This is a genomic window from Paraburkholderia sp. CNPSo 3272 (genome assembly GCF_024206495.1).
GTDB lineage: Bacteria > Pseudomonadota > Gammaproteobacteria > Burkholderiales > Burkholderiaceae > Paraburkholderia.
This window is the reverse complement of record NZ_JAMBPQ010000013.1, coordinates 82,889-97,559: the sequence shown is the minus strand read 5'-3', so window position 1 is coordinate 97,559 and position 14,671 is coordinate 82,889. Positions and strand designations below refer to the sequence as shown.

Annotated in this window: 14 protein-coding genes; 10 read left to right on the top strand and 4 right to left on the bottom strand. The window is 65.2% G+C overall.

Annotated elements, in window-relative coordinates:
• Positions 1–46 precede the first annotated feature (46 nt).
• Positions 47–1,039, top strand: a complete 993-nt coding sequence (locus M3I53_RS18025) for a LacI family DNA-binding transcriptional regulator (protein WP_254317243.1) — start codon at positions 47–49, stop codon at positions 1,037–1,039.
• 57 nt (positions 1,040–1,096) lie between these two features.
• Here M3I53_RS18025 and M3I53_RS18020 read toward each other — a convergent pair whose 3' ends face one another.
• Positions 1,097–1,504 (bottom strand): hypothetical protein, encoded by a 408-nt coding sequence (locus M3I53_RS18020; protein ID WP_254317325.1) that lies wholly within the window; start codon positions 1,502–1,504, stop codon positions 1,097–1,099.
• Between the two features lie 65 nt (positions 1,505–1,569).
• On the opposite strand from M3I53_RS18020, the gene M3I53_RS18015 reads away from it, so the two are divergent.
• From M3I53_RS18015 to M3I53_RS18005, 3 genes are all read left to right on the top strand, one after another.
• Positions 1,570–2,526 (top strand): TRAP transporter substrate-binding protein, encoded by a 957-nt coding sequence (locus M3I53_RS18015; RefSeq protein ID WP_375542550.1) that lies wholly within the window; start codon positions 1,570–1,572, stop codon positions 2,524–2,526.
• An 80-nt stretch (positions 2,527–2,606) separates the two neighbouring features.
• A complete protein-coding gene (locus M3I53_RS18010) occupies positions 2,607–3,086 on the top strand; it encodes a TRAP transporter small permease (protein WP_254317241.1) in 480 nt (159 codons plus the stop codon).
• A gap of 7 nt (positions 3,087–3,093) precedes the next feature.
• On the top strand, positions 3,094–4,446 hold the full coding sequence (locus M3I53_RS18005) for a TRAP transporter large permease (RefSeq protein ID WP_254317240.1): 1,353 nt from the start codon (positions 3,094–3,096) through the stop codon (positions 4,444–4,446).
• A 66-nt stretch (positions 4,447–4,512) separates the two neighbouring features.
• On the opposite strand, the gene M3I53_RS18000 is transcribed toward M3I53_RS18005, so the two are convergent.
• Complete coding sequence (locus M3I53_RS18000; RefSeq protein WP_254317239.1) at positions 4,513–5,529, bottom strand: NAD(P)-dependent alcohol dehydrogenase; 1,017 nt, start codon at positions 5,527–5,529, stop codon at positions 4,513–4,515.
• A gap of 110 nt (positions 5,530–5,639) precedes the next feature.
• Here M3I53_RS18000 and M3I53_RS17995 point away from each other — a divergent pair, with 110 nt between their 5' ends.
• On the top strand, positions 5,640–6,554 hold the full coding sequence (locus tag M3I53_RS17995) for a LysR family transcriptional regulator (RefSeq protein ID WP_254317238.1): 915 nt from the start codon (positions 5,640–5,642) through the stop codon (positions 6,552–6,554).
• A gap of 168 nt (positions 6,555–6,722) precedes the next feature.
• Positions 6,723–7,040 (top strand): VF_A0006 family four-cysteine protein, encoded by a 318-nt coding sequence (locus M3I53_RS17990; RefSeq protein ID WP_254317237.1) that lies wholly within the window; start codon positions 6,723–6,725, stop codon positions 7,038–7,040.
• Between the two features lie 66 nt (positions 7,041–7,106).
• On the opposite strand, the gene M3I53_RS17985 is transcribed toward M3I53_RS17990, so the two are convergent.
• Positions 7,107–8,618, bottom strand: coding sequence for a CoA-acylating methylmalonate-semialdehyde dehydrogenase (locus M3I53_RS17985; RefSeq protein WP_254317236.1), 1,512 nt, complete (start codon positions 8,616–8,618; stop codon positions 7,107–7,109).
• A gap of 185 nt (positions 8,619–8,803) precedes the next feature.
• Here M3I53_RS17985 and M3I53_RS17980 point away from each other — a divergent pair, with 185 nt between their 5' ends.
• Both M3I53_RS17980 and M3I53_RS17975 read left to right on the top strand, forming a co-directional pair.
• The gene (locus M3I53_RS17980) at positions 8,804–9,745 is read left to right on the top strand and encodes a LysR family transcriptional regulator (RefSeq protein ID WP_254317235.1); all 942 of its coding nucleotides are present in this window, start codon (positions 8,804–8,806) and stop codon (positions 9,743–9,745) included.
• 110 nt (positions 9,746–9,855) lie between these two features.
• Entirely contained in the window at positions 9,856–11,052 is a 1,197-nt protein-coding gene (locus M3I53_RS17975) for a phytanoyl-CoA dioxygenase family protein (RefSeq protein ID WP_254317234.1), read from the top strand.
• Between the two features lie 96 nt (positions 11,053–11,148).
• Here the strand turns inward: M3I53_RS17975 and M3I53_RS17970 are convergent, their stop codons facing one another.
• Positions 11,149–12,051 (bottom strand): SDR family oxidoreductase, encoded by a 903-nt coding sequence (locus M3I53_RS17970; RefSeq protein ID WP_254317233.1) that lies wholly within the window; start codon positions 12,049–12,051, stop codon positions 11,149–11,151.
• Positions 12,052–12,131: 80 nt separating this feature from the next.
• Between M3I53_RS17970 and M3I53_RS17965 the strand changes: the two genes are divergently transcribed.
• Positions 12,132–12,977 (top strand): helix-turn-helix transcriptional regulator, encoded by an 846-nt coding sequence (locus M3I53_RS17965; RefSeq protein ID WP_254317232.1) that lies wholly within the window; start codon positions 12,132–12,134, stop codon positions 12,975–12,977.
• A gap of 197 nt (positions 12,978–13,174) precedes the next feature.
• Positions 13,175–14,653, top strand: coding sequence for an alkaline phosphatase family protein (locus M3I53_RS17960; protein ID WP_254317231.1), 1,479 nt, complete (start codon positions 13,175–13,177; stop codon positions 14,651–14,653).
• Positions 14,654–14,671: the final 18 nt, after the last annotated feature.

Here is a 14,671-nt window from a genome sequence, read left to right as displayed (position 1 = left end):
TTCTGCGACAATGCTCGCCGTCGATCCTCCCTGGCGTTGCCAATCTATGAAAAGTGGTTCCCCGACGATTCGCGATGTCGCCGCCATGGCCGGCGTTTCGGTCGCGACGGTGTCGAAGTACGTGAACGGCACGCAACGCTTTTCGCCGGCGGTGGAAGCGAAGGTCAAGGACGCCATCGCGCTGCTCGGCTACCGTTCCAATCCGCTGGCGCGCTCGATGATCACGGGGCGCACGCGCACCATTGGCATCGCCATTCTGGACATCGCGAACCCGCACTTCACGAACGTGGTCAAGGGCGCGAACCGCGTGGCGCTCCAGCACGACTACACGCTGCTTCTCGTGGACGCCGAAGAGAATCTCGCGCGCGAGCGCTCGCTCATCGAAGCGCTCGCGCCGCGCGTGGACGGGCTCATCGTCAGCTCGCGAGCTTCCGAGGAAATTGCCCGGTGGACGATGAATCTGGGCAAGCCTGTCGTCATGCTCCGGACCGTGCGCGGGCTCGACATGCCCACCGTCGGTTTCGACAACCGGCTCGCGACTTCCATGCTGGTGCGCCATCTGCTCAATCTCGGGCACCGCCACGTCGCCTATCTGGGCTTCGCCGCGGCGACCATCAACGACGAGCGCATTGCCGGCGCTACCGAGGCACTGGCCGAGGCCGGCCTCACGCTCGACGTCTACGAGACGCACGCGCCGACCGCCCAGGCGGGCGAGCAGGCCTGCTCGCGGGTAATGCTGGGTCCGAAACGCCCCCACGCGGTGATCTGCTACAACGACCTCATCGCGCTCGGCTTCATGAAGGAGGCCAGGTCGCTCGGCTTTCGCGTGCCGCAGGACGTCTCGGTCGCCGGCATCGACAATGTGCCCTACGGCGAATATGTCGAGCCGCGCCTGACCACGATCGACGGGCAGAGCGAGCGCATGGGAGAGCTGGCCATGCAAAAGCTCATCGACGTCCTCGCTGGCCGGCCCGACGTCGAGCAGGTCGTGCTCGAACCCCGCCTCGTCGTGCGCGACTCGACTGTCGCCTGCCGCTGATTTCCTGATTCCTGTACTTCCCCCCACGCTGGCCGCCGGGCAAGGCCGGCGGCCTCGTCACGCCTGCTCCCGATTCGCCGCCTCGCCCGCGCCGACCCTGCGCCGCTCCGCGTAACTACCTACTAGCCATTTCGAAAGGAACCCATTAAATTCCGAGAAAACGTTTTCCAGAAATGGCACGCGAAGAACAAAAGGAGATCGGAGAATGGCGGAGAACAGGCGCCGGCTGAAGTGCGCTGCGATCGGGGTGGCGATTGCGGGCGGCGCGCCCGCGTTTGCGTCGTCCTGCACAGGCAACGGTACGCAGATCATCAACGCGACCGCGACGATCGGCGGCGGGGTCCAGACCACCCCGTCTTCCTCCCGAAGCATCGTCGCAGCAGGTGCAGGCATCATCCACCGGTTCTGAGACACCCGGTTGGCCAGCGAATCAGCCCAGACACAGCTCGAAAACAACTCTTCCATTCTTGGGGCAAGCAATGAAAAAGACTTTTCGCAACTCACATGGTGCACGCACCGCGAAGACCGCTATGGCCGTTCTGGCGGCGCTCGCGCTCACCGCAGGCGCGGCGCACGCGCGCGTGTTCCGCGTAGCCGACGTGCACAGCGACACCTTCCCGACCAACATGGCGCTCAAGCACATGGGCGAAGAAATTTCGCAGGCCACGGGCGGCAAGGACTCGATTAAGGTGTTCGGCAACAGCGCACTCGGTTCGGAGAACGATACGATCGACCAGGTGCGCATCGGCGCGCTCGACATGGTGCGCGCCAATGGCGCCGCGTTCAACGAGATCGTGCCGGAATCGATGATTCCTTCGCTGCCGTTCCTCTTTCGCGACATCGACCATTTCCGCAAGGTGATGTACGGCCCCGAAGGCCAGAAGATTCTCGACGCTTTCAAGGCCAAGGGCATGATCGCGCTGACCTTCTACGAGAGCGGCGCGCGCTCGATCTACGCGAAGCGTCCGATCAAGTCGCCGGCCGACATGAAGGGGCTGAAGGTGCGCGTGCAGCCGTCTGACCTCATGGTCGATGAAATCAAGGCCATGGGCGGCACGCCCACGCCGATGCCGTTCGCCGAAGTGTATACGGGCCTGAAGACGGGCCTCGTGGACGCCGCGGAAAACAACCTGCCGTCTTACGAGGAAACGAAGCACTACGAAGTGGCGCAGGTGTACTCCGAGACCGATCACGCCATGACGCCTGAAGTGCTCGTGTTCTCGAAGAAGGTATGGGACACGCTCACGCCGCAGGAGCAGGAGATCGTCAAGAAGGCGGCAGCCGACTCGGTGCCGTACTACGTGAAGCTCTGGACCGCGCGCGAGGATACAGCGGGCAAGGCGGTGGAAAAGGGCGGCGCGACCATCATTCCGGCCACGCAGGTCGATCGTGCGGCCTTCGTGAAGGCCATGCAGCCGGTCTGGACGAAGTATGAAAAGACGGCCGACATGAAGAAGATCGTGGACGAAATCCAGGCGATTCACTAAAGCCCGGGGGCGCCGCGTCGCCAGGCGGCGCGGCGCTGAAACAACGCAGTCGTGCAGTGTGTGCCGTGCAAGGATGGATCATGACTTTCCTGAAAGTCCCCAACGATTTGCTATTTCGCCTACTGACGATCGTTGCCTCTGTGGCGCTCGCCGCGCTGACGGTTCTCGTCTTCTACGGCGTGATCATGCGCTACGTGTTCGAGAGCGCACCCGATTTCGTCGAGCCGATTGCGCTGCTGCTGGTGGTCACGATCGCCATGTTCGGCGCCGCGCTCAAAGTGCGCGAGCGCGGGCATATCGGTCTCGATTCGCTCGTCAAGAAGTTTTCCCCGCGGGGACAACTGATCGCGGAGGCGTTCCAGCACCTCTGCCTGATCGCGCTTGGCGTGGCGATTTTCTTCGGCTGCCTGCAAATGGCGGACACGACCATGGATGACCACATCGCGATTCTCGGCATACCGGAAGCGGTGCGCTATGTCATTCCGGTCGTGGCCGGCACCTGCATCGTGCTGTTCTCGCTCGAGCATCTGCTGGCACTGTTCGTACGCAAGGCAAAGTAGGGCAAACATGGAACTCGCAATTCTTTCGCTCAGCTTTTTGGTGCTCCTCGCCGTTGGGGTGCCGGTTTCTTTCTCCCTCGGTCTCGCCTGCGTCAGCACGTACCTTTACGAAGGACTGCCGGCCGCGACTGCCATGCAGTCGATGATCTCGGGCATGAACGCGTTTTCGTTTCTCGCGGTGCCGTTCTTCATCTTCTCTGGCGAGCTGATGCTGCACGGTGGCATTGCCGACCGCATCCTGCGCTTCGCCCAGGCCGCCGTGGGGCATTTCCGCGGCGGTCTCGGCATGGCCAATGTCGTCGCGTGCACGCTGTTCGGCGGCGTTTCCGGTTCGCCTTCCGCCGACACGTCGGCAATGGGCGGTGTGGTCATTCCGCTCATGAAGCGCGAAGGCTATAGCGCGGCCTACGCCGTCAACGTGACGACGCACTCGTCGTTGGCGGGCGCGTTGATGCCCACATCGACGAACATGATCATCTACGCGTTCGCGGCGCAAGGCATCACAGGCACGCTGAACGGCCAGCAGATGAGCGGCGTATCGATTGGCGATCTGCTGTTCTCGGGCCTGCTGCCCGTGCTATGGGTCATGGGCTTTGTGCTGGTTGCCGCGTACTGGCAGGCGCGCCGCTTCGGCTATCCGCTCAGCGCGGACGGCTCCAGCAGGCTGCAGGTCTTTCCCGGCTGGCTCGCCGTGGTGCGAGCGTTCCTCGGCGCGCTGCCTGGGCTGCTCGTGATCGCCATCATTCTCTTCTGCGTGGCGCGGGGCATTGCGACCGCAACCGAAGCGGCCGCAATTGCCGTGGTGTATTCGCTCGCGCTCACCGTGACCGTCTATCGCTCGATGACGAAGGAGAAGCTGTTCTTCGCCCTCTCGCGCGCGGCCAAGACCACGGGCGTCGTGCTGCTGCTGATCGCGGTGTCGAACATGCTGCGCTATCAGATGGCTTATCTGGAGATTCCGGAGGCCATCGAGCGCGTGCTCGAACACGCCACGACGCTGCCCTGGCTGATGCTTCTGTACATCAACATCATCCAGGTGTTTCTCGGCACGTTCATCGACATGGCGGCGCACATTCTCATCACGACGCCGCTCTTTCTGCCGCTCGCCATGCATAGCGGCGTGGGCCCCGTGCAGTTCGGTATCATGATCCTGCTGAACTGCGCGCTCGGCCTCGTACATCCGCCAATCGGCTCGGTGCAGTTCATCGGCTGCGCCATCGGCGACGTGTCGATCGGGGAGACCACCAAGGTCGCGTGGCCTTACTATCTGGCGATTTTTAGCGCGATCAATCTGGTCACCTACTTCCCGTTCTTCTCGACGTGGCTGCCTAGCGTGATCAACGGGCATCCGGTTTTCTAAAGCGACCGGCCCACCCAAAAAGAAGCGGGCACCAGGCGTGCCCGCTCGCTTTTTTGCACACGTGGATCAGGCCACGCGTATCACCACCTTGCCGAAATGCTTGCCGGCTTCCAGCCATGCATAAGCTTCGGGCGTTTCGTCGAAAGCGAACACGCGGTCCACCACGGGGCGAATCTGCTGCGCGGCGACGAAACGCGTGAGGTCGTCGAGCATCGTGCGGCTGCCGACCATGATGCCGTGCAGACGCTTGACTCCGCCGATCACCGATAGCAGCCCTAGTTCGGGGCCCGCGAAACTCGTCACGCCGCCGATGATCGCGACGAGCCCGCCCATTTTCGCGGCCGCCACCGAGCGCGGCAGCGTATCGCGTCCGCCCACTTCCACGACGATATCGGCGCCTTCGCCGCCCGTGAGCCGCAGCACTTCGTCCTGCCATTCGGGGTGCGAACGATAGTTGATGGTCTCGCTCGCGCCGAGCGCGCGGGCGCGTTCGAGCTTCTCGTCGCTCGAAGACGTGATGATGGTGCGCAAGCCGGCCGCGTGGGCGAGCTGCAGCCCCCAGATCGACACGCCGCCGGTGCCGAGCAGCACCACGGTCGCGCCGGGCCGTGCGCCGCCATCGGCGAAGATCGCGTTCCAGGCGGTGATGCCGGCGCACGACATCGTCGCGGCTTCCTCGTAGCCCAGGTGAGCGGGGATCGCAACGAGCGACGTTTCCTCAGCGACGAAGCGTTCGGCGAGCACCCCGTCGAATTGCGCGCCGGGCGTCTCGCGTACTTTCCACGGCGTGGCCGGGCCATCCACCCAATGCGGGAAGTAGGTGTTGATCACGCGGTCGCCGGGCCTGAAGCGCGTGACGGCCGCGCCGACTTCGATCACTTCGCCCGCGCCGTCGGCGACCGGCACGAGCGGCGTGTCGCCAAGGCCGAGGTAATCGCCGCGCGCGAACATCAGGTCGCGATAGTTGAGCGAGGCCGCGTGAATCTTCACGACCACGTCATGCGGGCCGGGCGTGCGCGGCGTGAAGTCGGCGCGCACAAGTGCGCCATGGCCGCTGCCGGCCTTCAATTTCCATGCGTTCATGACTGCTCCATTCCGAGTGGGAGCACCTATGATAGTGTTGCTTGCGAGGCGACATTGGTGAGATTTTGGAGCTTGGTTGTCGCCGTAAGGGATACAAAAGGAGTGGGAATATGAACGACCGCCTGAGCGGCGTGGCCGAATTCGTGGACGTGGTGGACGCGGGCAGCTTCTCCGCCGCGGGCGAGCGCCTTGGCGTGACGCGCTCGGCGGTCGCGAAGATCGTCGCGCGGCTCGAACAGCGCCTCGGCGTGCGCCTGCTGCAGCGGACCACGCGCAGCTTGAGCCTCACCGACGAAGGCCACGCCTACTACGAGCAGTGCCGCCGAGTGCTGGGCGAACTGAGCGCCGTGGAAGCCGCCTTCGATCACGGACGGCGCGAGCCCGCGGGGCGCCTGCGGATCAGCGCGCCGGTACTGTTCGGGCGCCAGTGCGTCGCGCCCGTGGTGCGGCGGCTCGTCGAGGAGCATCCGCGTCTGAATGTCGAACTCTCGTTCAGCGACCGCGTGGCCGATCTCGTCGAGGACGGCTTCGATCTGGCCGTGCGCATCGGCACGCTGCCCGACCACGGCACGCTCGTCGCGCGCCGGCTCGGTGTGCAGCGTATGGGCATCTGCGCTTCTCCGGCGTATCTCGCACAGCAGGGCAAGCCAGCGGACGTCGCAGCGCTCGCCACGCACACCGGCATCGCCTATGGCCGCGCGGGACAGAGCCCGGCGTGGCGCGTGCGCGGTCCCGGCGGCGAGGTCGAGGAGTGCCGGCTCGCTTCGCGGCTGTGCTTCGACGACCTGCTGGCGATCGCCGATGCGGCCGCTGCCGGCGCTGGTCTCGCGTGGCTGCCGTGCTGGCTCATGGGCCCGTATCTGAGCGACGGTCGACTCGAACTCGTCATGGACAGCAAGAGCGTGATGGGCGACGAAGTTCACGTCGTGCGGCAGAAGGCACGGCACATGCCGTCGAAAGTGCGCGTGGCAGTGGATGCGCTCGTCGCGGATATTTCGCGCATGCTCGGCGCGCAACCGGACTGACCGTGCGCAGCGCGTCTCGCACTGCCGGGGTGTCATGGGCGTCGTGATGATCAGTGACACTTCAACAAAGCATGAATGACGTCCTTTGATACACTGCTGCGACTGCGAGGCCAGTGTCCACGCCACGCAAACTCACGCAGGCAGGCGAGAAGCATAATAAGGAACGTCATGGTAAAGAATGGCAGATGGAGTTTCACGCTGCGGACTGCGATTGGCCTGCTGGGCCTCCTGAGCGCGCATGCTGCGCTGGCCGATGGTCAGTCGTCCTATGATGACTGCATGCTCGCTGGATTGCGCGACGCCCGCAACGAGGTAGCGTCGAACTATATCCAGCGCTCGTGCTACGCGCTGTACCGCAACGGCGAAATGCTGCTGCCGCGCGAGAAGGCGTATCACGAGTGCATCCTGCAGAATATGCCGGGCGCGAGGGAACCGTCTGCGATCTCGCGCATCGCCCAGATCTGCTCGCGGCGGGGGCAGATGTAACGCAGCACCCGCGACGAGCCATAAAATAAGCCCACCGAAGTGGGCTTTTTTTCTCACCAGCAAACCTTACTTCGCTACAGGCATCGAAAACTCGGCACCCTTTTCGGTGCTTTCCGGCCAGCGCTGCATGATCGACTTCTGCTTCGTATAGAAGCGCACGCCTTCTTCGCCATACGCGTGCATGTCGCCGAAGAGGCTGCGCTTCCAGCCGCCAAAGCCGTGCCATGCCATTGGCACCGGAATCGGCACGTTGATGCCCACCATGCCCACTTCGATCTGGCGGCCGAACTCGCGCGCCACGTGGCCGTCGCTCGTGAAGCAGGCGACGCCGTTACCGAACTCGTGATCGTTGATCAGTTGCACGGCCTCGGCGAAGTCCTTCACGCGCACGCAGGCGAGCACCGGTCCGAAGATTTCTTCCCTGTAGATGCGCATCTCTGGCGTGACGTTGTCGAACAGCGTACCGCCGGTGAAGAAGCCGTCTTCGTGGCCCGGCACCTTGAGGCTGCGTCCGTCCACCACGAGCTTCGCGCCTTCTTCCACGCCGCTCGCGATATAGCCTTCGATGCGCTCGAGCGCCTGCTTCGTGACGATCGGACCCATTTCCGCGTCGGCTTCCATGCCGTTCTTCACTATCAGGCTGCGTGCGCGCTCGGCGAGGCGCGGAACGATCTTGTCGGCCACATCGCCGACCAGCACGGCCACCGAAATCGCCATGCAGCGCTCGCCGGCCGAGCCGTAGCCCGCGCCGATCAGGGCGTCCACGGTCTTGTCGAGGTCCGCGTCGGGCATCACGACCATGTGGTTCTTCGCGCCGCCGAGCGCCTGCACGCGCTTGCCGTGCTTCGCACCGGTCTCGTAGATGTAGTTAGCGATCGGCGTGGAGCCCACGAAGCTCACGGCCTTCACGTCGCGGTGCGCGAGCAGGGCGTCGACCACGACCTTGTCGCCTTGCACGACGTTGAACACGCCGTCGGGCAGGCCGGCTTCCTTGAGCAGACGCGCCATGAAAAGCGAAGCCGAAGGGTCGCGCTCACTAGGCTTGAGGATGAAGGTGCAGCCGGCTGCGAGCGCCACCGGGAACATCCAGCACGGCACCATGCAGGGGAAGTTGAAAGGCGTGATGCCGGCCACCACGCCCAGCGGCTGGCGCACGGTCCAGTTATCCATTCCCGTGGAAACCTGCTCGGTGTAGTCGCCCTTGAGCAGTTGCGGAATGCCGCAGGCGAATTCGATCACGTCGATGCCGCGCGCCACTTCGCCCTGCGCGTCAGAAAAGACCTTGCCGTGCTCGGCCGTGATGATCGCAGCGAGTTCGTCCGCGTGACGGTTCATCAACTCGAGAAACCGCAGCATGACGCGCGCGCGACGAATGGGCGGCGTGTCGCGCCAGTTCGGGAACGCGGCTTTCGCGCTCGCCACGGCGGCGTCCACGTCGGCGACTTCGCCCAGCACGAGGCGGCGCGCCGCGGCGCCGGTAGCGGGGTTGAAGATCGCTTGCGTGCGGTCGCCCGTGCCGCGCTCGGTCTTGCCGCCGATGAAGTGGGCTACGTCTGCGGTATCGGTATAGGGCTGCATGTCATCTCCTCGTTAGGTGAATGCGTGCCCCCAGTCTACGGAGCCTGCGGGGCCGGGGAAAGCCACTGGCGCTGAATTGATTGTTTTCAACTGTGAACAATCGCGAGCGCGGCCTGTGAAAAGTGCGCGAACGGCATGCTAGTATCGGCGCGGGATTCACGAGTTTTGACGCGGACTTTTTATCAATGGATACACAGCGAGTCGAAGCACTCTGGACACATTTGCACTGGCTCAACGTGCTGGCCACTCAGGGCAGCTTTACCGCGGCGGCGTCGCGCCTGGGCGTGAGCAAGGCGGCCGTGAGCCAGCGCATCGCCGAACTGGAGCGCGTGGCGGGCGTTCCCCTTGTGCAGCGCACCACGCGCAGCGTACGTTTCACCGAGGCGGGGCTGCGGCTCGTGGAGGATACGCGCGCGGAGTTCGACAGCATTGCCGCGAGCTTTGCGAGCGTGCGCGAGATGGCCGATGTCGCGCGCGGCACGGTGCGCGTCACCGCGCCCGTGGCGTTCGCGCGCCAGCAACTGGTGCCGCGTCTCGCGCAGTTTTCGCGCGCGCATCCCGAAGTGCGCGTGCAACTGGAGCTTTCCGATCGGCTCAGTTCGATTGCGACGGAAGGGTTCGATCTCGCGATTCGCCATAGCGCGCAGGTGCCGGAAACCCACGTGGCCTGGAAGCTCTGCGACACGCGCTCGGTCATCGTCGCCACGCGGGCTTACCTCAAGCAGCGCGGCACGCCGCAAACGCCCGCCGATCTGGCGCAACACGACTGTCTGTTCTATCCGCGCCCGCTGGGTGCGGGCGTGTGGTCGTTCGAGAAAGCCGGCCGCCGCGCGGAAGGCGCGCGCGAGACGGTGACGGTGAACGGCCCGTTCTCGGCGAACAACAGCGAAGCGTTGCGCGACGCGGCGCTGGAGCATCTCGGCATCGCGCTGTTGCCCGATTTCAGCGCGCAGGCCGCGCTGCAGGCCGGCAAGCTCACCCTGCTGCTGCCCAACTGGCGCCCCGTGGGCGCGTTCGCTTCGCAATTGCACGTCGTGCGGCCGTATGGGGCGCAGGTGCCCCGTGCGGTCAAGCACTTTACTGAGTTCCTGCGGCAGACGTTCAAGGATGGCTTTCCGCTCGAGTGACGTGCCTCCCGCAGCCATGCCGACACCTTCCTGATGCGTTTCTGATAGATTTTTGATATCCACGCCGCCACGTGCCGACGTTATCCTTGATTCAAAACGGAGGCAGACGCATGGATCAGCGCGAAACACCGGCGGCGGATTTGGGGCGGCAATGGTACGTCGAACACGAATGCTCGCTGGAGGCATTCGCGAACCGGCTGCGCGACGACGGCAGCCCGTTGCACTACGCCTGCGATGTGCGGCAGCGCATTCCCGTGTACGACTGCGAGGCGCTCGAAGGCGTGCTCCACGACGCCGCGCAGCGCGCGCAATTGCAGGCGGAATGGGCGCACGTGCTGCGCGACGGCGCCGGCGTGCTGGTGCTCGAGCGCGCTTACGCGAACACGCAGCCCGTGGACGATGCGACCGCCGTGTTCGAAGCCATCATCCGGGCCGAGCAGGAGCATGGCGCGAGCGGCGCGGACCATTTTGCGAAGGCGGGCGCAAACGACCGCATCTGGAATGCGCAACAGAAGCTCTGCCTCGAGGCGCCCGCCGTATTCGTCGAATACTTCGCGAACCTGCCGCTCATGGCGGTGTGCGAGGCGTGGCTCGGACCGTGCTATCAGATGACCTCGCAGGTCAACGTGGTGCGTCCGGGCGGCGCGGCTCAGGAAGCGCACCGCGACTATCACCTGGGATTCCAGACGATCGAGGAGGCGCAGCGTTATCCGGCGCACGTGCATCACGTCTGCGCATTCCTCACGCTCCAGGGGGCGGTGGCGCACTGCGATATGCAGGTCGAGAGCGGTCCGACGAAACTCTTGCCGTATTCGCAACGCTATGCCGAAGGCTATCTTGCGTGGCGGCGAGCCGATTTTCGCGCGTATTTCGAGGCGCACTGCGTGCAGCTTCCGCTTGGCAAAGGCGACGCCCTGTTCTTCAATCCCGCGCTGTTTCATGCGGCGGGCGCGAACCGCACCGCCGACGTGCAGCGCATGGCGAACCTGCTGCAGGTTTCATCGGCAATGGGGCGCGCCATGGAAGCGCTCGACCGCACGAGCATGTGCGAGGCGATTTATCCCGTGCTGCGCGAGCGGCGCAGGAAGAGCGGAGGCAATGCAGTCGACCTCGCGACCATGGCGGTCATCGCCTCGTGTGCCGAGGGCTATCCGTTTCCCACGAATCTCGACCGTGACCCGCCCCAGGGTGGCCTCGCGCCAGAAAGCCAGCAGGCGCTCATGCAGCGCGCGCTGCGCGAGGACTGGGAGCCGGGCAGACTCGCCGAGGCCTTGCGCGCGCAGGGCGCGCGACGCGACCCCGCGTGAGCGCAGCGATAACGGCATCGTGCTCGGAGTCTGTCTCGTAGCCGCTACCGGCCACGAGACGCTGAGGTGAGAATATTCAGGATGACTATCGGCTCATTATGAAGCGCCCACCTCTGCGAAGCGCGCTTCGTTCAGATCGGCAATCAGCGAGGGACCCGTCGGGCGCCAGCCGAGCCGCGCCTGGGTGAGCGCGCTCGAAGCGGGCATGTCGAGGCCGGCGAATATCCCCATCCACCCGAAATGCGCGGCCGCGTCTTCCGGCGCGATCGAGACGGCCGGCAGGCCGAGCCCTCGGCCCAGTGCCTCGGCGATTTCGCGGGTCGTCACGCCTTCTTCGCCAACCGCGTTGTAGCGCGCGCCCGGCTGAGCTTTTTCCACGGCGAGCCGATAAAGGCGCACGACGTCGGAGAGGTGGCCGGCCGGCCAGCGGTTCTGGCCGTCGCCCACGTAGGCGCAGACGCCTTTCTCGCGCGCGATCGCAACGAGCGGCGTAATCAGCCCCTGCCGGAACGGGTTGTGGACCTGCGGCAGCCGCACCGCGCCCACATTGAGCCCTTGTTCCAGCAGTGCCTGCCCGGCCAGCTCGGACGCAATACGCGGGTTGGGATGGCCCGGATTGAAGACGTCCTCGCTCGCCAGCTCGCCGGGCTGGCCATTGCCGATGCCCGTGCCGGACGTGATCAGCAACGGACGGTCGGAGCCCGCGAGCGCGGCGCCGAGCGCCGCAATAGCGCGCTTGTCCTTTTCGCAGTTTTCGACGAAGCGCGAGAAGTCGTGGTCGAATGCCGTGTGAATCACGGCGTCCGCTTGCTCCGCGCCGCTGCGCAGGCTTGCCGGTTCCTCCAGCGTGCCGCGATGCACGCCTGCACCCGCGCGGGCGAGTGCCTGTGCGCCGGCTTCGGAGCGGGTCATGCCGATCACCTCGTGACCGGCTTCGATGAGTTCCGCAACGAGCGCCGAGCCGATGAAGCCGGTCGCGCCGGTCAGAAAAATACGCATGGTCATCTCTCCTGGGTCATGACTGGCGTACTATCTCCAAATTCTCTATACCGTTAAAGTAGTGAGTTCATCATATTAAGATGACTAACAGGCTCTCTATTCCGATCCACTCGGCGGGTTCGCTCGGCGACTTCCTGAAGCGCTGCCGCACGCGGCTCGACCCAGCGAGCTTCGGTTTCAGCGGTCGCAGGCGCACGCCGGGGTTGCGTCGCGAAGAAGTGGCGCAGCGCGCCAATATCAGTCCGACCTGGTACACGTGGCTCGAACAGGGGCGCGGCGGCGCGGCTTCGCCGGAAGTGCTCGAGCGCATCTGCAGCGCGCTGATGCTCACCGATCCGGAGCGCGAGCACCTCTTCATGCTGGGGCTCGGGCGGCCGCCGGAAGTGCGCTACAAGCCCGTGGACGGGGTCAATCCGCGGCTCCAACGCCTGCTCGACTCGCTGCGCTTCAGTCCGGCCATCGTCAAGACGGCCACCTGGGAGGTCGTGGCCTGGAATCGCGCCGCGGCCATCGTGCTGACCGACTACGGCAAGCTGCCGCCCGGTCAGCGCAACATCCTGCGCTTCCTGTTCTGCAACCCGGACGTGCGCGCCAAGCAGCACGACTGGGACAGCGTCGCCCGCTTCGTGGTGGGCGCGTTCCGGGCCGACGTGGCGCGTGCTGGCGTCGTTTCGGCCGTTGGCGAACTCGTCGACGAGTTGTGCGGCGTGAGCCCCGAGTTCGACGCGCTGTGGCGCGAGAACGAAGTGCTGGCGCACGCGGAAGCCGACCATGTGAAGCGCCTGCACCATCCCACGCTCGGGCTCATCGCGCTGGAGCAGTCGGCGTTTTCCGTCGATGGCCGGCCCGACCTGCACATGATCGTCTACAACCCGGTCGATGCCGGGCAGGCCGAGCGTGTCAAGGCGCTCATTGAGCAGTCCTGAGGCTGCCGCGCACGTCCTGACCTCCGTCGTCGTCCTCTCCCATCGCAGCACATCCGGACTGTCCTGGCTGTCTGACGGCGGGCGCGAGGCTTGCGCGCAAGGACCGTCCGCTGCTCGCGCCGTAGCGAGCGCGTTTCGCTTCGCGGCAGCGAGGCATGGGCGGATTGCCAGCGCCGCATCCAACCAGGAGACGTGTCATGGGAGACGAGAATAGCCCGCATCACGGATACGACCGGCGCCGTTTTCTTGCCGGCGTAGCGGCGGTTGCAGGCAGCGTTGCGCTGTCGGGCTGCGGCGGCGGCGGTGATCACCCGGGCGGCCAGAACGGCGACGCGCCCGCGCCCTCGATCGGCGACGTTCCCTCGCCGGACGGCGCCGACCGTTATAGCTTGCCGCGTCCGGCGTTGCCGAATCCCGCCAGTTCGGGCATCGACTTCATCGTGCTGGTCACGATGGAAAACCGTTCTTTCGACCACTTCCTCGGCTGGGTGCCGGGCGCCGAAGGCATGCCCGCGAACCGGCAGTTCAAGGACGCGTTCGGCGCGACGCAAACGCCGTTTTCGCTCGCGGCGAATGCCGCCTATGGCTACCAGGCGTGCGCGTACCAGGACCCCAATCACAGCTACGACGGCGCGCGTACGCAACTGGCCTCAGGCGAGATGAACGGCTTTCTTCTCACGCCGGGCACGAGCCTGCATCAGGGCGACTTGCTGCCCATCGGCTATTACACGTCGGCCGATGTGCAGTTCTTCGACGCCGTGGCGAGCAGCTACACGATTGGCGACTTCTACTTCAGCGGCATCCTCACCAGCACGTTTCCCAACCGCCTTTACCTGCACAGCGGCGCAACGGATCGCCTCGATGACAGCATCGACAATTCGACGCTCCCCACGATCTGGGACAGGCTCAGCGCCGCGAATATCGGCTGTAGCTACTACTATCACGACGTGCCGTTTACGGCGCTTTACGGCACGCGCTATGTCGGCATTTCGCGGCCGTTTTCGGATTTCGTGGCGCACGCCGGGGCGGGCACGCTGCCGCCGTTCTGCATGGTCGATCCGGCCTTCGCGGGCGAGCCGCAAGGCACTTCCGCGGACGATCATCCGCACGCGGACATCCGCAACGGCGAGGCGTTTCTCGGCCAGGTGTACGAGACGCTGCGCACGAGCCCGACCTGGAACCGTACGCTGATGATCGTCGTGTACGACGAATGGGGCGGCTTTCTAGAGCACGTGGTGCCGCCCACGCGGCCGATCAGCAAGGACGAGCTCGCGCTCGGCAACGACGGCAAGCTGGGTTTTCGCGTGCCGCTCGCGCTGCTGGGGCCGCGCGTTCGCGCGGGGACGGTCACGCGCTATCCGTTCGATCCGAGTTCGATTCACGCACTGCTGCAATGGCGATTCGGCTTGCAGCCGCTCGGCGTGCGCAGCAGCGATTCTGCGACCTTCAATCTGGCCTATGCGCTCGATTTCACCGATGCGCCGCGCACCGATGCGCCGGCGTTCACGATTGCCCAGGGCACGTTCGGCGGGGAGTGCTCGGGGATCCCCGGGGTGTCGCCGTCGAATCCGGTGTCGTCGATCGATCAGTCGCAGCTCGCGACCAACCCGAACGTGGACCGTTTCGCGGACCTGCGCGCGAAGGCGGCGTCGTTAGGATTCCAGACGGGCGGTTAGCACCGCGGGGAGAGCCGC